The organism is Oceanisphaera litoralis (assembly GCF_016907015.1).
In the GTDB taxonomy this organism is placed as follows: Bacteria; Pseudomonadota; Gammaproteobacteria; order Enterobacterales; family Aeromonadaceae; genus Oceanimonas; species Oceanimonas litoralis.
This window is the reverse complement of record NZ_JAFBBE010000003.1, coordinates 121,837-141,571: the sequence shown is the minus strand read 5'-3', so window position 1 is coordinate 141,571 and position 19,735 is coordinate 121,837. Positions and strand designations below refer to the sequence as shown.

Below are 19,735 nucleotides of genomic sequence, written 5' to 3'. Positions count from 1 at the left end.
TATTCCGACGGACACCGGCCTCGAGTCTGTGAGCGTAATGGTTACAGCCTCCCGGCTGGGTACGCATGAGGCGCATATTCAGGTGTCTTTCACGATAAGGGGGGAGCCCAGAGGTCGCGAATAAAACGGAAAACCAGGGGTATTCAGGGTGCGCCCTCCGATCCCGGAAAGCACGAAAAACGGCGTCATTATCACACTTTAACTACAACCTTAGCAAGATGCCTTTTTTGCAGCCAAAAGACACGGGCTGGTGTTAGAATGGCGGCCATGAAACAAGAACAACACAGCGTGCGGCTGCTCACCATAGAGGCTGAGCATGAAGGGCAGCGCATAGACAATTATTTACGGACTCAGCTTAAAGGCGTTCCCAAAAGCCTGATTTATCGAATTTTGCGCAAAGGCGAGGTAAGGGTTAACAAAAAGCGCATCAAACCGGAATACAAACTGCTGGCCGGTGACGTGATACGGGTGCCGCCGGTGCGAGTGGCAGAACGCGACAATACGCTGCCATCGGCCAAGCTGAACCAGGTGCAGTCGCTCGACACGGCCATCATCTATGAAGACGATGCCTTGATCGTACTGAACAAGCCCTCGGGCATAGCGGTACATGGCGGCAGCGGCCTGAGTTTCGGCGTGATTGAAGGCCTGCGGGCACTGCGGCCCGAGGCGCGCTTTCTGGAGCTGGTGCATCGGCTGGATCGGGATACCTCCGGCATTCTTCTGGTGGCCAAGAAGCGCAGCATGTTGCGCAGCCTGCACGAGCAGCTGCGTGAAAAAACCATGGACAAGCACTACCTGGCACTGGTGCGAGGCCAGTGGCAGCCGCACCAGAAGGTGGTGAAGGCGCCCTTGAAGAAGAACGAGCTGGCGTCGGGTGAGCGGGTGGTACGGGTAGATAAAGAAGGCAAGCCGTCGGAAACCCGCTTTCGCATCATCCAGAAGTTTAGCGGCGCCACCCTGGTGGAATGCAGCCCGGTTACCGGGCGCACTCATCAGATCCGTGTGCATACCCTGCATGCGGGTCATCCCATTGCCGGTGACAACAAGTACGGCGATCAGCTGTTCGACGAAAAAATGAACGGCATGGGGCTGAAACGGCTGTTTCTGCACGCCTGCCGGATACGTTTTTTCCATCCGGCACGAGAAGAGAGCATGGTGCTGGAAGCCCCCCTGGAGCCGGCATTGAAAAAGCTGCTGACCCGGATGGCACAGTCATGAAGTATCAATTGGTTATCTTCGACTGGGACGGCACCCTGATGGACTCGGTGGCACGTATCGTGTCCAGCATGCAGGCGGCGGCCCGGGATTGTGCCCTGGCGATCCCCACGGCGGCGGCGGTGCGCGATATTATCGGGCTCAGCCTGCACAAGGCCTTTCCGTTGTTGTTCGGCCCGCTGAAAACAGCAGACGAGGAGGCCATGTTTGCGGCGTACCGTCGTCATTATCTCGAGCTGAACGAGACGCCGTCGCCCTTGTTTGTCGGCGCGGCCGATACCATCAAGGGGCTGCATGGCAATGGCTACCGCCTGGCGGTCGCCACCGGCAAACAGCGGGTAGGGCTGGACCGGGTGCTGGCAGAAACCGAACTGGGAGGGTATTTTCACGCCCTGCGCGGGGCGGATCAGGCCCAGTCCAAACCCCATCCGCTGATGCTGGAGCAAATTCTGGACGAGCTGAAGCTCAACCCGGCCGAGGCGGTGATGGTGGGGGATTCGAGCTACGATCTGGCGATGGCCGAAGCCATTGGCATGGACAGGATCGGCGTGACCTATGGTGTGCATGGCAGTGAAATATTATGCCAACATACCCCGTTAGCCCTAATCGATGATATTCGCCAGCTGCCTCGCTGGCTTTAAATATTCAGTAAGGAGTGAGGCGTAAAACGTGAGGAGTAAAACCGGCCTGCAAATATGATGTTTTGCACCTCACACCTCACATCTTTATGGTACTTCCACCCCAAAACGACCCAGCAGCTCTACCAGCGCGATCAGCGGCAGTCCCACCAGGCTGTTGGGATCCCGCCCCTCCATGCGCTCGAACAGGCTGATACCGAGTCCTTCGCACTTGAAGGCGCCGGCACAGTCCAGGGCGGGCTCCCGGTCCAGGTAACGGTCAAGCTGCGCCTCGCTCAAGGGGCGGAATACCACCGAGAACGGCTCTACCATCGAATGCAGTCGATCGCTGGCGGCATCGAGTACCGCCAGACCGGTATAAAAGGTGATGCGTTGCCCACTGGCGGCCAGCAGCTGTGCCTTCGCCCGGGCCCGGGTGCCGGGTTTGCCCAGAATCTGCCCCCGATTGACACACACCTGATCCGAACCGATGATGAGCCCCTGAGGATACCGGCCAGCCACGGCACGGGCCTTTTGCTCGGCCAGCCGCTGCACCAGGGCGATGGCCGGTTCGCCGGGGCGGGGCCTTTCGTCTATGTCCGGGCTGCAGCTTTGAAAGTCCAGCCCGAGCTTGTGCAATAGCTGCTGGCGGTAGGGGGAAGAGGAGGCGAGTATGATTCTGGCCATTGGGCACCCGAGTCTGTGTGAAGCAATGGAAATAAGAGGTCTGCCATTGTAGTCGTCGTGGCCGGTGGCGTCACGAGCAGGACTCGAATGCTTGCCGGTTATTCGCGGCCAGCCTGCTTTTCTCTTTGACTCCGAAGGCCTGTCGCTATAATATGCGCGCCTTATGGAAAAGGTAAAGTTGCCCATTAAGGTTGATCCCGCTCGCTGCGCACAAAGTCGTCTTGAATATCAAGGCGTGTTTGGCGCGGTTCTGATGCCCAGACTGCAGGATTCAACCCAAGGTATCCATGGTGATATCGACGTGTCTCTGAGATTTGGTACAGATGCCCAGGGGCTGCGCGTGATGTCGGGCCAGGCCCGAACTCAGGTGTCGCTCCAGTGCCAAAGATGCAATGAGCTGTTTGATACCACTATAGAATCCGAATTTACATACACGCCGCTACGTGAAAACGCAGAGGCGCCGGAGTTGCCGGAAGACTACGACGCTGTTGAAGTGGATGAAGTTGGCGAAATCAATCTGGCTGAAATCATCGAGGATGAACTTATCCTCAGTTTGCCGCAGATACCGACTCATGAAAATGAGCAGTGTTCCGAGGGTAAATTTGATCAGAGTTTTGGTGATATCCCCACCGCCGAAGAGCGTCCGAATCCTTTCGCGGTTCTGGAAGAATTAAAACGTAAGTAACTGATTTAGGAGTGAGGTCAAATGGCCGTACAAAAAAGTAAAGTATCTCGTTCTCGTCGTGGTCAGCGTCGCTCACACGATGCTCTGAGCACTGCTTCACTGTCTGTGGATAAAACCACCGGTGAACTGCATCGCCGTCACCATGTGACTGCCGACGGTTTCTACCGTGGTAAAAAGGTTATCGCCAAGTAAGGCTTGCCTTTTGCCGCAGCTGACCGTTGCGTTAGATATGATGGGGGGCGATCATGGCCCTTCTGTTACAGTGCCTGCCGCCGCGCAGGCACTGTCGCTTCTGCCTGATCTCAATCTGGCTTTGTTTGGCCTTGAGGCCGAGCTTTCTCCCTGGTTAGGCCGCTTTCAACTGGACACTCACCCCCGGGTGGAAGTGCGGTTTTGCAGCCAGCAGGTAGAAAACGACCATAAAGCCGCTTACGCCCTGCGTCGTCTAACCGATTCATCCATGCGCAACGCGCTTGATGCCCTGGCTTCAAGGCGGGCGCACGCCTGCGTCAGCGCCGGTAATACCGGTGCCCTGATGGCCATGGCGATGAAAACGCTCAATACCTTGCCCGGAGTGGACAGGCCCGCCCTGATCACCCGGATGCCACAAGCCGGCGGTGGCTATGCGTTGTTGCTGGATGTGGGGGCCAACCTCTGTTGCGGAGCCGGACAGCTGGTGCAGTTTGCCCTCATGGGGGAGCAGGCGGCACGACATCTTCTGGGGATCAGCCATCCCCGCATCGGCCTGCTGAACGTCGGCGTTGAAGCCAACAAGGGCCATGAGTCGGTTCGCGAGGCGGCGCAGCGTTTGCAGCAGTTGCAACAGACTGACGGCGTGCACTATAGCGGTTATGTGGAAGGGGACGAGCTGTTTTCCGGTCGCGTCGATGTTATCGTATGTGATGGTTTTGTCGGCAATGTGGCCTTGAAAACCAGCGAAGGGGTAGCGCGGCTGTTGCTCGATCAGCAAAAAAAGCGCGGTTTTTTAAGCAAAATACTGACTCTTTGGTTAAAAAAGCGCCTTTCCCATCTGAACCCCGACCAGTATAACGGCGCAAGTCTGATAGGATTGCGCGCCAGTGTGGTCAAGAGCCACGGGAGTGCCGGCTCACCTGCCTTCTTAAATGCGATCTTGCAGGCCGTTTCCGAAGTTGAACATGACCTGCCCGCGAGCATCGCGCATCGTTTTGATACTGCCCCACGGGACAGTCACGCAAGATAACGCCTATGAACAGTAGAATATTGGGAACTGGCAGCTACCTGCCTGAAGCGGTACGTACCAATGCCGACCTGGAACAAATGGTAGAAACCAGCAATGACTGGATTGTCGAACGGACCGGGATCCGGGAACGTCGCATCGCCGGGGCGGAAGAAACCGTCGCCACCATGTCGTATGGTGCCGCCTTGCGCGCACTGGACGCCGCCGGCATTGAAGCGCAGCAGCTGGACATGATAGTGCTGGCCACCACCAGCGGCGATAACGCCTTTCCGGCCGCCGCCTGCGAAGTACAGGCCCTGCTGGAGGTGCCGGGCATACCGGCGTTCGATATCGCCGCCGCCTGCGCCGGGTTCAGCTACGCGCTGAGTGTGGCCGACCAGTTTATCCGCAACGGCCAGGCTCGCCATGTACTGGTGATCGGTGCCGATGCCCTGTCGCGCATGTGCGAGCCGGGCGACCGCTCCACCATTATCCTTTTCGGTGATGGTGCCGGTGCCGTGGTGCTGGGCGCGAGCGAAGAGCCGGGCATTCTGTCCACGCATCTGCATGCGGACGGCCGCTATGGTGAGCTGCTCAAACTGCCTCAGCGCAAGCGCGGCGTGAGCGGCAGCGAAATGGATGCCTACATGAGCATGAAGGGTAACGAAGTATTCAGGGTCGCGGTCTCGCGCCTGAGTGAAATCGTGACTCAGACGCTGGCAGCCAACGGCATCGACAAGTCCGAGCTGGACTGGCTGGTACCGCATCAGGCAAATTATCGTATTATCAATGCCACCGCGCGCAAGCTGAATATGCCGCTGGAGCGGGTGATCCTCACCCTGGACAAGCACGGTAATACCTCTGCGGCCAGTGTGCCCATCGCCCTCGATGAGGGCGTACGGGATGGCCGTATTCAGCGGGGCCATCTGGTGCTGCTGGAAGCCTTCGGCGGCGGTTTCGCCTGGGGTTCGGCCTTGGTCCGTTTCTAAAAGACAGCTTCGTTTCTGAATACAGATACGTTTTTAAACAAGGACAGACAATGACATTTGCCATTACCTTTCCCGGACAGGGATCTCAGGCGGTGGGCATGCTTGCCGGCGTGCTGGCCGAGCATGATATCGTGCAACAGACCTTTTCCGAGGCATCCGATGCCCTGGGTTACGATGTGGCCGAGCTGGTGCTGAATGGCCCGGCTGAAGAGCTGAACAAGACCTGGCGGACCCAGCCTGCCTTGCTGACCGCCTCGGTGGCCCTGTGGCGTCTGTGGCAGCAGCAGGGCGGTGCCCTGCCTGCCGTCATGGCCGGACACAGCCTGGGCGAGTACTCGGCGCTGGTTTGTGCCGGCGTGCTGAGCCTGACCGACGGCGTCAAGCTGGTCGAATTGCGTGGCCGCCTGATGCAGGAAGCCGTGCCCGAAGGCACCGGTGCCATGTCTGCCATCATAGGTCTGGACAACGACACCATTATTGCCAATTGCGCCAGGGCGGAAGAGGGCGAAGTGGTGTCGGCGGTGAACTTCAATTCACCCGGCCAGGTCGTGATCGCCGGTAACAAGGCCGCAGTAGAGCGGGCCAATGTGCTGATGAAAGAAAGCGGCGCCAAACGCGCCTTGCCGCTGCCGGTCAGTGTGCCTTCTCACTGTGCCTTGATGCGAACTGCTGCCGAGCAGCTGGAGCAGACCCTGGCCGGCATGACGTTCAATGAGCCGACGGTTCCGGTGATCAACAACGTGGACGTCAAGATGGAAACCTCGGCGGCCGCCATCAAGGACGCCCTGGTGCGTCAGCTGTACAGCCCGGTACGCTGGACCGAAACCGTGGAAACCATGGTAGCACAGGGCGTGACCCTGGCGCTGGAAGTGGGCCCGGGCAAGGTGTTGTCCGGTCTGGCCAAGCGTATCGACAAGCGGGTTGAAGGTCTGGCGGTCAACGACGACGCCGGCCTGCAGCAGGCACTGGCGGCCGTACAGGCTTAATATACAACGCAGAATTGATAAGGGATGACAGAGTGACAGCTAAGCCGACCGTGACATGCCAGCGCCAACAAAAGCTCCTGCAATGTTGGCATTTCCGCCATCCGTGGCGGTCAGATGGCATGTCCGAGCCCCCAGGGATGGGTTTATGGCGTGTCGGCGTGCTGCACTCTGCCAGCCCTTTGCACAATCGAAGGAGTCACTATGAGTTTTTCCGGTAAAGTGGTACTGGTCACCGGCGCAAGCCGGGGTATCGGTCGGGCAACCGCCGAGCTGTTCGCCAGCCGTGGGGCGACCGTTGTTGGTACCGCCACCAGCGAGAAGGGTGCCGAGGCGATCAGTGCCTATCTGGGCGAAAACGGTGCCGGTCTGGTGCTGAACGTGACCAGTGTCGAGTCTCTGAATCAGCTGTTGGAGACCATCAAACAGCGTTATGGCGATATCGATGTACTGGTCAACAACGCCGGCATCACCCGCGATAATCTGATGATGCGCATGAAAGACGACGAGTGGCAGGATATAATCGATACCAACCTGACCTCGGTGTTCCGTTTGTCCAAGGCGGTGCTGCGCGCCATGATGAAGAAACGCCATGGTCGTATCGTTACCATCGGTTCCGTCGTGGGCACCATGGGTAACGCCGGTCAGGCCAACTATGCGGCCGCCAAGGCCGGACTCATCGGCTTCAGCAAGTCACTGGGCCGTGAAGTGGCCTCTCGTGGCATTACGGTCAATGTGGTGGCGCCCGGTTTTATCGAAACCGACATGACGCGCACATTGAATGAAGAGCAAAGGGCCGCTATCTTGTCACAAGTTCCGACACAACGGTTGGGCGACCCGAAAGAAATTGCCTCGGCCGTGGCCTTTTTGGCTTCGGATGAGGCCGGTTATATCACAGGTGAAACGCTGCACGTAAATGGCGGCATGTACATGGTGTGATGAAAATCTCCGCAGTTAGCGGCTGTTTGGCGGAAATTGCGACATATTAAGCAGTTTTTCTGGTTTGACCAGACTCAAATAGTCTTGCAAACTACGGTTAATTTAATACACTACCGCAACGACACGCACTTGCGTATTTCTAAAGGATAATACTGGTCATGAGCAACATCGAAGAACGCGTAAAGAAAATCATCATCGAGCAACTGGGTGTTAAAGAAGAAGAAGTTAAATCTGAAGCCTCTTTCGTTGATGATCTGGGCGCCGATTCCCTGGATACCGTTGAGCTGGTAATGGCTCTGGAAGAAGAATTCGACACCGAAATTCCTGACGAAGAAGCTGAAAAAATCACTACCGTTAAAGCGGCAGTTGATTACATCAACGCTAATCAGGAATAATAAACCTGTACCGAAGTGGCCATCGCCACTTCGGTTCTTTCCCCGTTTTAACCCCCATTCGGAGACGCTCCTGTGTCCAAACGCAGAGTCGTGGTGACTGGCCTCGGTATGCTCTCTCCTGTCGGTAACTCGGTCGATGCCAGCTGGCAGGCCCTGTTGGCAGGCCAAAGCGGCATCAGTAACATTGAGCACTTTGATACTACCGATTACAGCACCAAATTCGCAGGCCTGGTCAAGGACTTCGATCCCGAAGCTCATGGTATCGCCAAGAAAGAAGCCCGCAAGATGGACTTGTTCATCCAGTACGGGGTGGCGGCCGGCTTGCAGGCCATGGCCGATTCCGGTCTTGATATCACCGAAGATAACGCCGATCGCGTTGGTGTATCCATTGGCTCCGGAATCGGTGGTCTGGGTCTGATCGAACAGAACCATACCAACCTGATAGCCAGTGGCCCTCGCAAGCTCAGTCCGTTTTTTGTACCGTCCACCATCATCAACATGGTGTCCGGTCATTTGTCGATCCTGAAAGGCCTGCGTGGCCCCAATATTGCGGCAACCACCGCTTGTACCACTGGTACGCACAGCATAGGTCTGGCTGCACGCATGATTGCCTACGGTGACGCCGACGCCATGCTGGCGGGCGGCACCGAAAAAGCCTCCACCACCATGGGCATGGGTGGCTTTGCCGCCGCCCGGGCGCTTTCTACCCGCAATGACGAGCCGCAAAAGGCGAGTCGCCCCTGGGACAAAGAGCGTGATGGTTTTGTGCTGGGTGATGGCGCCGGTGTCATGATGCTGGAAGAGTATGAGCACGCCAAGGCGCGTGGCGCCACCATCTATGCCGAGCTGGTTGGTTTCGGCATGAGTGGCGACGCCCACCACATGACGGCACCGCCCGCCGACGGCAGCGGTGCTGCCAAGGCGATGGCCAATGCCATCAAGGATGCGGACATAGATCCCGCCCTTATCGGTTATGTCAACGCGCACGGTACTTCCACCCCACTGGGTGATGTCGCCGAGCTGCGTGGCATGAAAATGGTCTTTGGCGACCATGCCCATCAGCTGATGATCAGCTCCACCAAATCGATGACCGGTCATCTGCTGGGTGCCGCCGGGGCGGTGGAAGCCATTTTCAGCGTGCTGGCGTTGCGCGATCAGATTGCGCCCCCCACCATCAATCTGGATAACCCGGATGATGAATGCGATCTGGATCTGGTGCCACACCAGGCCAGGAAAGGTCAATTCGAGTATGCCCTGTCCAATTCCTTCGGTTTTGGCGGCACCAATGGCTCATTGATTTTCAAACGCATATAATGGCCTTTTGGCCAATCCCGAGCCCGGCCTTAGCGCCGGGCTTTTTTATTGGGTGATCATGCAGACTATTTTCACAGACGCCACGCTTGTCAATGCCATGGTAAATACGATGGCAAACCGGGATCCGCTGCAGGCTCTGAGCCGTGCCTGGCAGCTGGGCGATGCCCACTTCAGTACCCTGCACGCCAGGGCAGGTAAATTACGCCACTGGCCCTACCATCAGGCCCGATTAATGGATGCCTGTACCCGGCTACGGATGCCGATGCCGGACTGGAATGCGCTTCATGCGACGGCACTGGCGGCGTTGAACGGCGGTGATCAGGTGTTGCGCATCACCCTGGCTCGTGGCCCCGGTGCCCGTGGCTACGGTATCGCCGGTTGCGGCGAGACGATTGTGGTGTTGAACAGCTCGCCTTTTCCCGCGCATTATTATCAATGGCGGCAGCAGGGTATCGCCATCGGTGTCTGTGCCGGCCGTCTGGGGCAAAGTCCCTTGCTGGCGGGCCTGAAAACCGTGAATCGGCTGGAACAGGTGATGCTCAAGGCCGAGCTGGAGCAGAACGGCTGGCCGGAGGCGGTGGTGCTCGATGCCGAGGGTTGGGTGATGGAGGCGGTGACCGCCAATCTGTTCTGGCGCCAGGGTGAGCGGATTTATACGCCGGATTTGTCGACGGGCGGTGTTTGCGGTACCTTGCGCGCCTGGTGTGTTGATCACCTGGGTGAACGACTGACGGCGACCCATGCCGGCTTGTCCCGGCTGCTGGCGGCCGACGAAGTCTGGCTGACCAATGCCCTGATGGGCGTGGTGCCGGTCACGGCGATTGGCGAACGCGTTGTTAACTCCGATTTCATGATGACGAGAGAATTACAGCAGGCTTATGAAGAGACTGAGTAAATGGCTGAAGCACGTATTGCTGCTGGCGATACTGGCGCTGGGCGGGGTGATCGCATATGGCTATCAGCAATGGCAACAACTGGAGCAGAAGACAGTGGCGACGGTGGCAGACAAGCCGCTGTTTGTAGTGGCACGGGGGGAAACCACGTTCCATTTGATCAATCGCCTGAGCGTCGAACCGGTGCCCGCCTTGCATCGTAAGCTGTGGTTGCGCTTTCATCCCGAGCTGGCGGCGGTACGCCAGGGTACCTATAAATTCGAGCCGGGCACCCGACTGCGCGATGCGCTGATGACCATCGTCAACGGCGATGTGTACCGGTTACAGGTCACCCTGGTGGAAGGGCTGCGCCTGAGCGACTGGCTGCAGCGCCTGGCGGGAGCCGAGTATCTGGACGTAAAACTGGCCGATGTCGACGAAGGTGAACTCGCTGAACAACTGGGGGCGGAGCAGAGCAAGCTGGAGGGTCTGTTCTTGCCCGAAACCTACAGCTACACCCCGGGTGATACCGATATTTCCATTCTAAGCCGTGCCCATGACGAGATGGAACGCTTTCTGGCAGACGCCTGGGCATCGCGGAAACCCGGCCTGCCCATCGAAACGCCCTACGAGGCGCTGATCCTCGCTTCCATTATCGAAAAGGAAACCGGTATCGCGGAAGAGCGGCCGCTGATTGCCTCCGTCTTTATCAATCGCCTGCGCCGGGGTATGCGGCTGCAGACCGATCCTACCGTCATCTATGGCATGGGGGAGGACTATGACGGCAATATTCGCAAGCGTGATCTGCAGACCCATACCCCTTATAACACCTACATGATCGACGGCCTGCCGCCCACGCCCATTGCCATGCCGAGCAAGGAGGCCGTCCTGGCGACCCTGCAGCCGGTGGACAGCAAATTCTATTATTTCGTGGCCATGGGCGAGGGCCGTCATTATTTTTCCAAGACGCTGCGCGAACACAATAACGCCGTTCGTCGTTATATTCTGAAAAGGTAATACATGAGTCAGTTTATCGTGATTGAAGGACTCGAAGGCGCCGGAAAAAGTACGGTGCAGCGCCATGTGGCAGCCTGGCTAGAAGCCCGTGGACTGTCGGTGATGAGTACCCGCGAGCCGGGCGGCACGCCATTGGCCGAAAAAATGCGTACCCTGGTGAAAGAGGTGCACGAAGAGCCGCTGACCATGGAGGCCGAGTTGTTGCTGATGTATGCGGCCCGGGTACAGCTGGTAAAAAACCGCATTCAGCCGGCATTGGCGGCTGGCACCTGGGTGGTAGGGGACCGGCACGACTGGTCTTCTCAGGCCTATCAGGGCGGTGGTCGGGGCATCGATGCCCGGCTGATCACCCAGATAAAGCAGGCGGTATTGGGCGACTTTGCACCCGATCTGATCCTGTATCTGGACATAGATCCGGCCCGGGGACTGGAGCGGGCGCGGGTGAGGGGCGAGCTGGATCGCATCGAGCAGGAACAGCTGGGCTTTTTTGAACGTACCCGGGCCCGTTACCTGGAGCTGGCACAGGATAACCCCGACTGTGAGCTGATTGATGCCGGCCGGAATGAAACCGAGGTAAAAGCCGCGGTATTGGCCTGTCTGGAGCGCCGTCTGTGTATCCCTGGCTAAGAGAATCCGAACGGCAACTGACGGCACTGATAGGCGATAAACAGCTGGGCCATGCGCTACTGCTGAAAGGGGTGGAGGGCATCGGCAAGCGTGAATTGGCGGCAGTATTGGCACGCGCCTTGTTATGCCAACATACAAATTTGACAGACCATGTGACAAACCATGTAACAGATAATGCGACAGATAACGAAAAGGGTGCCCCCTGCGGACACTGCCACTCCTGTCAGCTAATCAAAGCCGGCCATCATTCGGATTTACATCTTATCGACGGGCAACAGCGCAGCATAGGGGTGGATGCCATCCGTCAGCTGACCCAGGTGCTGAGTGAAAGTGCTCGTCTGGGCCACGGCAAGGTGGCGGTGATCGAGCAGGCGGACAAAATGACCGACGCCGCCGCCAATGCCTTGCTGAAAACCCTGGAAGAGCCGGCGGGGGAGGCAACGCTCTTGCTGACCAGCGCACATCCCGAACGGTTGCCGCCGACCATTCGCAGTCGCTGCCAGCAGTGGCTGTTACCGGTACCCGAATCCGGCCTGGTGTTACGCTGGCTGGCCGAGCAGGGGCTGGAGCCCAGTCTGGCGGCCCTGAATGTCAATCAGGGCTCACCGCTTGTTACCCGGGATTATCTGGCCGCCGGTACCGACCAGCGCCGCCGGGAACTGTTGCAGCAGTTTGGCCAGCTGGCCCAACAACCCCAGACCCTGGCCTCGGTGCAGAGTGGCCTGCTGGAGCAACCGGTGCACCTGCTCTGGCTGCAGCTGTTGCTGCAGGATGCGCTACAACTGGCGCTGGGATTATCCCCGACCGGATTGCGCCTGGCCGACAGCGAGACCCTGTGCCGAGCCTTGAGCCGGCGTGGTCCCGAGCGGCTCGGGCAGGCGCTGGCTGCGTTGCTGCAATTGCGCCGGACCCTGCAGCCCGGTGCCGGCAGGCCGGTGAATGCCGCTCTGCAACTGGGCCAGTGGCTCAACGACTGGCTGATTAATATAAAGTGAGGGGAAAGGCCTCACCCCTCACCCCTCACATATCTTTCCCCTCACCATCTATTTAAAGGAGACGGTTTTGCTGGTTGACTCCCATTGCCATCTGGACAAGCTCGAATACGGAAAAAAACACCGCGACATGGCCGAGGCCGTGCGCAAGGCCGCCAACCGCGGCGTGGATCACATGCTGTGCATCAGCGTCGGGCTGTCATCCTTTCCCGGCATGCTGGAGGCGATAACGCCTTTTCCCCAGGTGTTTGCCTCCTGTGGCGTGCATCCCCTGCATCATGACGATGAGCCCAATGATCCCGAGCTGTTGCTGCAGCTGGCGGCGCATCCCAGGGTCGTCGCCATCGGCGAGACCGGCCTCGATTATTTCTATGCGCCGGAGTCCGCCGAGTTGCAGCGCCGTTCGTTCGAACAGCATGTGGCCATCGCCGTGGAATTGAACAAGCCCTTGGTCATTCATACCCGCAGTGCTCAAGAAGATACCCTGGATATTCTGCGCCGGGGCGGGGCCGACAAGGTGGGCGGCGTGCTGCATTGCTTTACCGAATCGCTGGAGATGGCCGAAGCCGCCATCGAGCTGGGCTTTTATATCTCTATTTCCGGTATCGTCACCTTCCGCAGCGCCGAGGCATTGCGTGAGGTGGTCAAGGCGCTGCCGCTGGAGCGACTGCTGGTGGAAACCGACTCGCCCTGGCTGGCCCCGGTGCCGTTTCGCGGTGAAGAAAACGAACCCGCCTATACCCGTACCGTGGCGGAATTTATCGCCGAACTGAAAGGCGTGTCGGTGGAAGAGGTCGCCAGACAGACCACTGCCAATTTCTTCGAGCTGTTCAAGCTGGCCAAACCGGTCGGCAGTTGAACGTAAGGGGAGAGGAGTGAGGGGTGAGAAGGTAAGCGCCGAGCTCCAGGCGCCAGGCCAAAATAAACACCCAAGGCCAATAATCGTCATACCGGGCTTGCCCCGGTATCTCTTTGTAAATAGCGGCCAAACCGAAACAAGATCCTGACGTTCGTCAGGATGACGGATTTTGTTGAGCTCGGTGCTGTTTTTCACCCCTCACCCTTCACTCCTCACCCTTCACATCTTTTATCCGTTTCCTTTCTATCTGCCTGTCCTCTATAGTAACTCTAGTTTCAATTGTGTCTTATTCGGGAGGTGATGCCTTGCTTGCCTGGCATTGGTGGTTGATTGCCGCCTTGTTGTTGTTGCTACTGGAATTACTGGGCACCGGTTTTTTCGCCTTTGCCTTCGGTTTGGCGGCACTGGCTGCCATGGTGGTCGCCTGGCTGGATGTCGGGGTTACCTGGCAGTGGTTTACCTTTGCCCTGGCGGCGGCGCTGTTGGCGCCGCTGCTCAAGTGGTTGTTTCGGCGCTTCGCACCGTCGCAGCGAACCAGTTTTCTGGCCGGTGAAAGTCGTCGGCAACAGGGGGAGATAGTGCAGCTGGCGTCCGGCGAGTTGCGCCTCAAGCTGGAGGGGGATTTGTTTCCGGTTCGCAGTGCCTCGGACGCCTCGTTAACGGTGGGTGCTCGGGTTCAGGTCCGCCGCTTCGATGGCATTACCGCCATCATAGACTAAAGAGGGAACGTAAATGGATGCGATGTTAATAATTGCGCTGGTGTTTACCGTATTGATCCTGGTGCTGATCATCAAGGGCCTGATGATCATACAGCAGTCGGAAGCCGTGGTGATCGAGCGCCTCGGCAGTTATCAGAAAACCCTGAGTCCGGGGGTAAACTGGATTATTCCTCTGGTGGACAAGCCCCGTTCTATCAAGGTGCGGCGCTATCAGGCCATCGGCGGGGAAAGCGTCGCGGTCGTGCAGGAAGAAACCCGCATCGACCGGCGCGAGACGGTGCTCGACTTTCCCGGTCAGTCGGTGATCACCGCCGACAACGTCAGCGTCACCGTGAACGGCGCCCTGTATTTTCAGGTCATCGATCCGGAGCGGGCCGTCTATCAGACCGAGAACCTGATTCAGGCCATCGAAATACTGGCCAAGACCTCCTTGCGTTCGGAAATGGGCAAGATGGAGCTCGATAAACTGTTCGAGTCGCGTCAGGAAATCAACGACAAGTTGCAGCTGGTGATGGACGAGGCGGGCAACAAGTGGGGCGTCAAGGTCACCCGGGTGGAGATACAGGACATTCTCATTCCGACCGAAGTCGAAGACGCCATGCGCAAGCAGATGGCGGCCGAGCGGGAACGCCGGGCGCTGGTATTGCGCGCCAGTGGCGAACGGGAAGCGGCTATCGCCAAGGCAGAAGGCGAGAAGCGATCCAGCATTCTGGTGGCCGAGGGGAAGAAAGAGGCCGCGATCCTGATGGCCGACGGTCAGCGTCAGGCCATCGATCAGGTGCTGGCCGCCGGTAACGAGAAACTGGATCCGCAACTGGTGGTCGGTTATCTGCTGGGGCTGGAATACCTGAAGACGCTGCCGGACATCGGCAAGGAAGGAGATCGCATCTTCCTGCCTTATGAAGCCAGCAGCGTATTGGGCGCGGTCGGCAGCATCGAAGCCCTGCTCAAGGGGCCGTCAAAATAAACCAGGATTAATGAACCTGGGTGAATAAACCGGAGTGAACGGGAAGCGCAGGCTTCCCGTTTTATTTCTGCCACCATTAAACATAATCATGATGGTGACGCAGTTTAAATGGAGCAGGCATCACTCCCGTTCGCACAGCAGTCGATAGGCCAGCATCGAGAGCAGGGCACAGCCGCTCATGGTCAGCAGCATATACAGGGGGGAACTGTCCGGCAGGGCGGCAACCAGGGCGCCGATCAGGGCGGCGATGCCAAAGCGCAGGGTGCCGGCCAGTGACGAGGCGGTGCCCGCCAGATTGGGCAGGCTGGCGAGCAGGCTGGCCATGGTGTTGCTGCCGATGGTGGAAATGACGCCGACATAGAGCATGATGGGCACCACCACCGACCAGAGTCCCCAGCCCAGCAAGGGCCCGATTGGCATCAGGATGCCGGCCAGTAGTTGCAGCCCCAGCGCCAGCCGCAGCATGGTCCGTGAGCCCAGGCGGCGTACCCATTTGCCGTTGAGGGTGGTGAACAGCATCAGGCTCAGCACATTGAGCCCGAACAGATAGCCGACATGCTGGGAAGGGATATCATAGAGTTCGATATAGATAAAAGCGGCGCCGGTAAGAAAGGCAAACATGCCGGCAAAGGAAAAGGCACCACAGAGCATGAAGCCGAGCGCCTGACGCGTGCTAAGCAGACGCAGGTAGCTGCGCAGAATCGACATCAGGTGCAATGGCTGCCGGCGTTCCGGTGCCAGGGTTTCCGGCAGCCGCAGACTGCATAGCAGGGCTATCAGGGCGGTCACGCCGGCCAGCACCCAGAAAATGGAACGCCAGCCAAACCAGTGTGCCAGATGACCGCCTAGCATGGGGGCTATCAGGGGGGCCAGGGTCATCACCAGGGTGATATAGGCCATGGTGCGGGCAAAGTCTTCCCGGTCGAACAAATCGCGCACCAGCGCCTGGACCACCACCGCAGAGGCGGCGCCGGCAAACCCCTGGGCCGCTCTTAGCCAGGTCAGGCTGTCGACGTTGGTGGCCAGGGCACAGAGCAGGGCGGCCAGCATGAAGATCAGCATACCGCCAAGCAGCACAGGACGACGCCCGCGTGCGTCGGAAAGCGGACCAAACAGCAACTGGCCGAGGGCAAAGCCGCCGGTGTAGGCGGCGAGGGTGGCCTGTACGCGATGGGAGTTACTGGATAGGGCATCGGCGATGGCGGGCATGGCCGGCAGGTACATATCGATAGCCAATGGGGTAAGGGCAGAGACGGCGCCCAGCAGGATAATCAGCGGTAAGGTGGCACTGGATGACATAATGTAGCGGGTTCCTCCGAGGCAACAACCCGGCTCCCAGCCTGCTGTTGTGATAAGAATGAGATAAGAAAATGATGGTTATTATCGGTACCAAGCGACCAAAAATAACAGGCAAAAAAAGCCAGGTACGAAATCCATGTACCTGGCCTAGGGGAATGGCTCATATGATGAGCCGTGCGCTAGTGTGAAGGCACCAAAAGAAGGCGCACTTCGATTAAACTATCGGCCAGAATACGCCAGCTCGCCAGCCACGGGCCCAAAAAGTTGCCCATTCCCATTAAAACGACCCTATTCAGCCATCATAACGCGTATAGCGTCGTTGTATAGAGCAGGTTGAGAGCAGGGTGCATAAGTAATACCGCATAACAGGAGTGGTTCAGTCGTCATTCCCACGAAGGTGGGAATCCAGGGCCTGTAGCGCAGAATTTTCAGACTGCGGTTCACCTGTAAAGACACTGGACCCCCGCCTTCGCGAGGGTGACGATAAAGGCAAACCAACCCTTGCATCCACACTTGTTACGCAAGATTACTTAGATCAGGGGGCGGTCACGATTACGGCTTGCAACCGGGCTGGCATAACATTACTGTATATACATACAGAATAGGAGTCAGTTATGGCAGTGACGATACAGTACCTGGTGGTAAGAAACGGAATCGATAAAATGACGTTTACCAATAAAAAAGACGCAGATGCCTACGACAGGCTGCTCGACCTGGCCGAGCACCTCGATGATCTGCTGGCCGATGCCCCGGTCAGTCTGAATGAAACCGATCGCGAAGCCTTGGCCCTGTACCTGGCTCAGCATCAGGATCAGTTGAGCGGACCTAAAAAGAAACCGGTAAAAAAGGCCGACAAGCAGGGGGCGGAGCCGTCCGACAATGCCGAATCTACCGACAATGCCGAATCTACCGACAATGCCGAATCTACCGAAAAGGGCGAGGATATTCAGTCGGTGGCCTGAGCAGACCCCCTCACATCTAACCCCTAACCCCTAACCCCTTACCCCTCACATTAGTAATACAGGGTACGGTATAAACCGGGCTGCTCCAGCAGCTCGTGATGGGTGCCGGACTGGCTGATTTTGCCGTCTTCAAATACCAGCACCCTGTCCGCCTGGCGCACCGAACTTAAACGGTGCGCCACTATCAGGGTGGTTCTGCCCCGCAAAAAGCCGGCCAGCGCCTGATGCAGCTTCTGTTCGGTTTCGGTATCCAGTGCCGAGGTGGCTTCATCCAGGATCACGATGGCCGGATTTTTAAGCACCATGCGGGCAATGGCGAGCCGTTGCTGCTGTCCCCCCGACAGCTTGACGCCGCGCCGGCCCACCTGGGTATCCAGCCCCTGGTCCATGTCCGCTATCACCCCGTCCATTTGCGCTACCCGCAATGCCTGCCACAGCGTCTCGTCGTCGTGCATATCGCCCAGGCTCAGGTTGGATCGTACCGTATCGTTGAACAGTATCGGTTGCTGCAATACGGTGGCCACATGTTCACGAATGGTCGGAAAGCCGATGTCCTGGCTGTTGACACCGCCAAAGCAGATATCTCCGGCATCGGCCGGATACAGGCCCAGCAGCAACTGGATAAAGGTGGACTTGCCGCCGCCGCTGGCGCCGACCAGGGCGACTTTTTCACCGGCCCGGATCTGCAGGCTGACATCATCCAGCACCTTGCGCTCGCCGTTATAGGAAAAACTGAGCCCCGTTACCGAAATCGGCAGGGTTGTGACCCCCTCGAAGGGATCGACGCGGCCCGGACGCTCGGGCTCTCCCCCCAGGGCCAGCATGCGATTGATGCGCTTGAGCGCGGCGGTGGCGGCATAAAAGGAGTACTGCATGTTGAGCAGGTCCTGCACCGGCCCCATCATGAACCACAGGTAGCTGAACACCGCGAAGATCTGGCCGACGGTCAGGTCGGTATACAGCACCATGATCATGCCGGTGGCTCTGAACAGCTCCACCCCGGACAAAAACAGCAGAAAGCTGGCGCGTCCGGCGGCTTCACTCTTCCAGGCGTAATCGATGGCGGTATCGCGCACCCCGCGGGCCCGGTCGATCACCCGCAGCATATAGTGACGTTCCCGGTTGGCGGCCCGAATTTCGTGAATGCCGTCCAGGGTTTCCACCAGCGCTTGCTGGAACACCTCGAAGGCGCTGTTCTCGTCGCGTTTCAGATGCTTGACCCTGGCCCCCAGACGGCTGGAAAAATACACCACCACCGGGTTCAGCAGCAGAATAAAGAGCCCAAGCTGCCAGTTGAGCAGCAGCAACACCACGGCCGTGCCCACCACGCTCAGTATGCTGATCAACAAGCGGCTCAGGGTTTCACCCAGAAATTTATCCAGGGTTTCCACATCGGTGACAAAATGCGAACTGACGCTGCCGGCCCCGATAGACTCGAAGGCGCGCAGGGGGGTTCGGGTCAACTGGCGCGCCAGTCGTCGACGGATCTGAAAGGTCAGGTGCTTGGCCACCCGGGCAAACTGGCGTCCCTGAATGATGTTGAACACCAGCGACAGGCTGCGCAGCAGCAGGGTGATGACCAGCACCGCGAGAATATAGCCGACACCGGTCTGCCAGGCCACGGGCAGCAGCCCGTCCAGTCCGCTCAGCAGACGACCGGGGCTGTCCAGCAGCACTTCATCGACCAGCAAGGGCATCAGCAGGGGGACCGGCACCGCCAGCAGGGTGCCGCACAGGGCAAACAGATGGGCATAAATCAGCAGGGAGCGATGGCGCTGCATCATCCGCATGATGTTCGGCCACTGCAAAAGCGGAGCATTCAGCGTTTTTTTATCCATCAATCACCATCATCGGGTTTTCATTTGGGAGCAGGGCAGGTAAGTTAAGCGAAAATTAACGGCGCTCTGTATTTTATGTCTGAAAAGTCTGCATTTTACCAAAGCCTCACCGCTCAGGCACTTGCCCTGTGCGACGGTGAGCCCAATCGTATTGCCAAGCTCGCCAATCTGTCCGCCCTGCTTAATCTGGCACTGGAAGACATCAATTGGGTGGGTTTTTATCTGCGCGAAGAGGACACCCTGGTGTTGGGCCCCTTCCAGGGCAAACCGGCTTGCATCCGGATTCCGGTCGGCAAGGGAGTCTGTGGTACCGCCGCGGCGACCGGCCAGGTACAGCGGATTGCCAATGTACATGAATTTTCCGGCCATATCGCCTGTGACGGGGCCAGCAACGCCGAAATCGTGCTACCGCTGGGTCAGGGCGATGCGGTATGGGGCGTGCTGGACATCGACAGCCCCTCGTTCGGGCGTTTTGATGAAGAAGACGAAGCCGGATTGCGGCACTGGGTTGCCGCCGTGTTACCTCGGTTGTAACGCCGGGGTCGCTTTTGTCAGTGCGCG

22 protein-coding genes are annotated in these 19,735 nt (G+C 58.3%); 19 read left to right on the top strand and 3 right to left on the bottom strand.

What is annotated here, in order from left to right; genetic code table 11:
• Positions 1-267: 267 nt before the first annotated feature.
• Together rluC and HNR62_RS02795 are read left to right on the top strand one after the other, a co-directional pair.
• Positions 268-1,218 carry a 23S rRNA pseudouridine(955/2504/2580) synthase RluC gene (gene rluC, locus HNR62_RS02800; RefSeq protein WP_204794568.1) on the top strand — a complete coding sequence of 317 codons (951 nt, stop codon included), beginning with the start codon at positions 268-270 and terminating at the stop codon, positions 1,216-1,218.
• Complete coding sequence (locus HNR62_RS02795; protein ID WP_204794567.1) at positions 1,215-1,856, top strand: HAD family hydrolase; 642 nt, start codon at positions 1,215-1,217, stop codon at positions 1,854-1,856. The genes rluC and HNR62_RS02795 overlap by 4 nt, the downstream gene beginning before the upstream one ends.
• Positions 1,857-1,940: 84 nt before the next feature.
• On the opposite strand, the gene HNR62_RS02790 is transcribed toward HNR62_RS02795, so the two are convergent.
• The gene (locus HNR62_RS02790; RefSeq protein ID WP_204794566.1) at positions 1,941-2,519 is read right to left on the bottom strand and encodes a Maf family protein; all 579 of its coding nucleotides are present in this window, start codon (positions 2,517-2,519) and stop codon (positions 1,941-1,943) included.
• A gap of 163 nt (positions 2,520-2,682) precedes the next feature.
• Here HNR62_RS02790 and yceD point away from each other — a divergent pair, with 163 nt between their 5' ends.
• From yceD to HNR62_RS02715, 15 genes are all read left to right on the top strand, one after another.
• The gene (gene yceD / locus HNR62_RS02785; RefSeq protein WP_204794565.1) at positions 2,683-3,204 is read left to right on the top strand and encodes a 23S rRNA accumulation protein YceD; all 522 of its coding nucleotides are present in this window, start codon (positions 2,683-2,685) and stop codon (positions 3,202-3,204) included.
• Positions 3,205-3,225: 21 nt separating this feature from the next.
• Complete coding sequence (rpmF, locus tag HNR62_RS02780) at positions 3,226-3,396, top strand: 50S ribosomal protein L32 (protein WP_204794564.1); 171 nt, start codon at positions 3,226-3,228, stop codon at positions 3,394-3,396.
• Between the two features lie 10 nt (positions 3,397-3,406).
• Complete coding sequence (gene plsX / locus HNR62_RS02775) at positions 3,407-4,426, top strand: phosphate acyltransferase PlsX (protein WP_204794563.1); 1,020 nt, start codon at positions 3,407-3,409, stop codon at positions 4,424-4,426.
• A 5-nt stretch (positions 4,427-4,431) separates the two neighbouring features.
• Positions 4,432-5,391 carry a beta-ketoacyl-ACP synthase III gene (locus tag HNR62_RS02770; protein ID WP_204794562.1) on the top strand — a complete coding sequence of 320 codons (960 nt, stop codon included), beginning with the start codon at positions 4,432-4,434 and terminating at the stop codon, positions 5,389-5,391.
• 50 nt (positions 5,392-5,441) lie between these two features.
• Positions 5,442-6,377, top strand: a complete 936-nt coding sequence (gene fabD / locus HNR62_RS02765) for an ACP S-malonyltransferase (protein WP_204794561.1) — start codon at positions 5,442-5,444, stop codon at positions 6,375-6,377.
• 201 nt (positions 6,378-6,578) lie between these two features.
• A complete protein-coding gene (gene fabG, locus HNR62_RS02760; RefSeq protein WP_204794560.1) occupies positions 6,579-7,313 on the top strand; it encodes a 3-oxoacyl-ACP reductase FabG in 735 nt (244 codons plus the stop codon).
• Between the two features lie 158 nt (positions 7,314-7,471).
• Entirely contained in the window at positions 7,472-7,708 is a 237-nt protein-coding gene (acpP, locus tag HNR62_RS02755; RefSeq protein WP_086963052.1) for an acyl carrier protein, read from the top strand.
• Positions 7,709-7,780: 72 nt separating this feature from the next.
• Positions 7,781-9,022 (top strand): beta-ketoacyl-ACP synthase II, encoded by a 1,242-nt coding sequence (gene fabF, locus HNR62_RS02750; protein ID WP_204794559.1) that lies wholly within the window; start codon positions 7,781-7,783, stop codon positions 9,020-9,022.
• Between the two features lie 109 nt (positions 9,023-9,131).
• Positions 9,132-9,917 (top strand): aminodeoxychorismate lyase, encoded by a 786-nt coding sequence (gene pabC / locus HNR62_RS02745; RefSeq protein WP_239552541.1) that lies wholly within the window; start codon positions 9,132-9,134, stop codon positions 9,915-9,917.
• On the top strand, positions 9,901-10,911 hold the full coding sequence (gene mltG / locus HNR62_RS02740) for an endolytic transglycosylase MltG (RefSeq protein WP_204794558.1): 1,011 nt from the start codon (positions 9,901-9,903) through the stop codon (positions 10,909-10,911). The genes pabC and mltG overlap by 17 nt, the downstream gene beginning before the upstream one ends.
• Before the next feature lie 3 nt (positions 10,912-10,914).
• Positions 10,915-11,538 (top strand): dTMP kinase, encoded by a 624-nt coding sequence (gene tmk / locus HNR62_RS02735; protein WP_204794557.1) that lies wholly within the window; start codon positions 10,915-10,917, stop codon positions 11,536-11,538.
• Entirely contained in the window at positions 11,523-12,533 is a 1,011-nt protein-coding gene (gene holB, locus HNR62_RS02730) for a DNA polymerase III subunit delta' (protein ID WP_204794556.1), read from the top strand. Before tmk ends, holB begins: the two co-directional genes overlap by 16 nt.
• Positions 12,534-12,600: 67 nt before the next feature.
• A complete protein-coding gene (locus HNR62_RS02725; RefSeq protein ID WP_204794555.1) occupies positions 12,601-13,389 on the top strand; it encodes a TatD family hydrolase in 789 nt (262 codons plus the stop codon).
• A gap of 305 nt (positions 13,390-13,694) precedes the next feature.
• The gene (locus tag HNR62_RS02720) at positions 13,695-14,108 is read left to right on the top strand and encodes an NfeD family protein (RefSeq protein WP_204794554.1); all 414 of its coding nucleotides are present in this window, start codon (positions 13,695-13,697) and stop codon (positions 14,106-14,108) included.
• A gap of 13 nt (positions 14,109-14,121) precedes the next feature.
• Positions 14,122-15,075, top strand: a complete 954-nt coding sequence (locus tag HNR62_RS02715; protein ID WP_204794553.1) for an SPFH domain-containing protein — start codon at positions 14,122-14,124, stop codon at positions 15,073-15,075.
• A gap of 120 nt (positions 15,076-15,195) precedes the next feature.
• On the opposite strand, the gene HNR62_RS02710 is transcribed toward HNR62_RS02715, so the two are convergent.
• On the bottom strand, positions 15,196-16,374 hold the full coding sequence (locus HNR62_RS02710; RefSeq protein WP_204794552.1) for a Bcr/CflA family multidrug efflux MFS transporter: 1,179 nt from the start codon (positions 16,372-16,374) through the stop codon (positions 15,196-15,198).
• Positions 16,375-16,988: 614 nt separating this feature from the next.
• Between HNR62_RS02710 and HNR62_RS02705 the strand changes: the two genes are divergently transcribed.
• Positions 16,989-17,336 (top strand): YebG family protein, encoded by a 348-nt coding sequence (locus HNR62_RS02705; protein WP_204794551.1) that lies wholly within the window; start codon positions 16,989-16,991, stop codon positions 17,334-17,336.
• Between the two features lie 50 nt (positions 17,337-17,386).
• On the opposite strand, the gene HNR62_RS02700 is transcribed toward HNR62_RS02705, so the two are convergent.
• Positions 17,387-19,174 (bottom strand): ABC transporter ATP-binding protein, encoded by a 1,788-nt coding sequence (locus HNR62_RS02700; RefSeq protein ID WP_204794550.1) that lies wholly within the window; start codon positions 19,172-19,174, stop codon positions 17,387-17,389.
• Positions 19,175-19,249: 75 nt separating this feature from the next.
• Between HNR62_RS02700 and HNR62_RS02695 the strand changes: the two genes are divergently transcribed.
• Positions 19,250-19,708 carry a GAF domain-containing protein gene (locus HNR62_RS02695; RefSeq protein ID WP_204794549.1) on the top strand — a complete coding sequence of 153 codons (459 nt, stop codon included), beginning with the start codon at positions 19,250-19,252 and terminating at the stop codon, positions 19,706-19,708.
• Positions 19,709-19,735: the final 27 nt, after the last annotated feature.

Bases quoted from the DNA above. Each gene is read 5' to 3' on its own strand.
- tmk (WP_204794557.1), top strand. From the start codon at position 10,915: ATGAGTCAGTTTATCGTGATTGAAGGACTCGAAGGCGCCGGAAAAAGT.
- mltG (WP_204794558.1), top strand. From the start codon at position 9,901: ATGAAGAGACTGAGTAAATGGCTGAAGCACGTATTGCTGCTGGCGATA.
- HNR62_RS02710 (WP_204794552.1), bottom strand. From the start codon at position 16,374: ATGTCATCCAGTGCCACCTTACCGCTGATTATCCTGCTGGGCGCCGTC.
- rpmF (WP_204794564.1), top strand. From the start codon at position 3,226: ATGGCCGTACAAAAAAGTAAAGTATCTCGTTCTCGTCGTGGTCAGCGT.
- acpP (WP_086963052.1), top strand. From the start codon at position 7,472: ATGAGCAACATCGAAGAACGCGTAAAGAAAATCATCATCGAGCAACTG.
- rluC (WP_204794568.1), top strand. From the start codon at position 268: ATGAAACAAGAACAACACAGCGTGCGGCTGCTCACCATAGAGGCTGAG.
- pabC (WP_239552541.1), top strand. From the start codon at position 9,132: ATGGCAAACCGGGATCCGCTGCAGGCTCTGAGCCGTGCCTGGCAGCTG.
- HNR62_RS02790 (WP_204794566.1), bottom strand. From the start codon at position 2,519: ATGGCCAGAATCATACTCGCCTCCTCTTCCCCCTACCGCCAGCAGCTA.
- HNR62_RS02795 (WP_204794567.1), top strand. From the start codon at position 1,215: ATGAAGTATCAATTGGTTATCTTCGACTGGGACGGCACCCTGATGGAC.
- HNR62_RS02695 (WP_204794549.1), top strand. From the start codon at position 19,250: ATGTCTGAAAAGTCTGCATTTTACCAAAGCCTCACCGCTCAGGCACTT.
- HNR62_RS02700 (WP_204794550.1), bottom strand. From the start codon at position 19,174: ATGGATAAAAAAACGCTGAATGCTCCGCTTTTGCAGTGGCCGAACATC.
- fabD (WP_204794561.1), top strand. From the start codon at position 5,442: ATGACATTTGCCATTACCTTTCCCGGACAGGGATCTCAGGCGGTGGGC.
- HNR62_RS02705 (WP_204794551.1), top strand. From the start codon at position 16,989: ATGGCAGTGACGATACAGTACCTGGTGGTAAGAAACGGAATCGATAAA.
- fabG (WP_204794560.1), top strand. From the start codon at position 6,579: ATGAGTTTTTCCGGTAAAGTGGTACTGGTCACCGGCGCAAGCCGGGGT.
- HNR62_RS02770 (WP_204794562.1), top strand. From the start codon at position 4,432: ATGAACAGTAGAATATTGGGAACTGGCAGCTACCTGCCTGAAGCGGTA.
- HNR62_RS02715 (WP_204794553.1), top strand. From the start codon at position 14,122: ATGGATGCGATGTTAATAATTGCGCTGGTGTTTACCGTATTGATCCTG.
- yceD (WP_204794565.1), top strand. From the start codon at position 2,683: ATGGAAAAGGTAAAGTTGCCCATTAAGGTTGATCCCGCTCGCTGCGCA.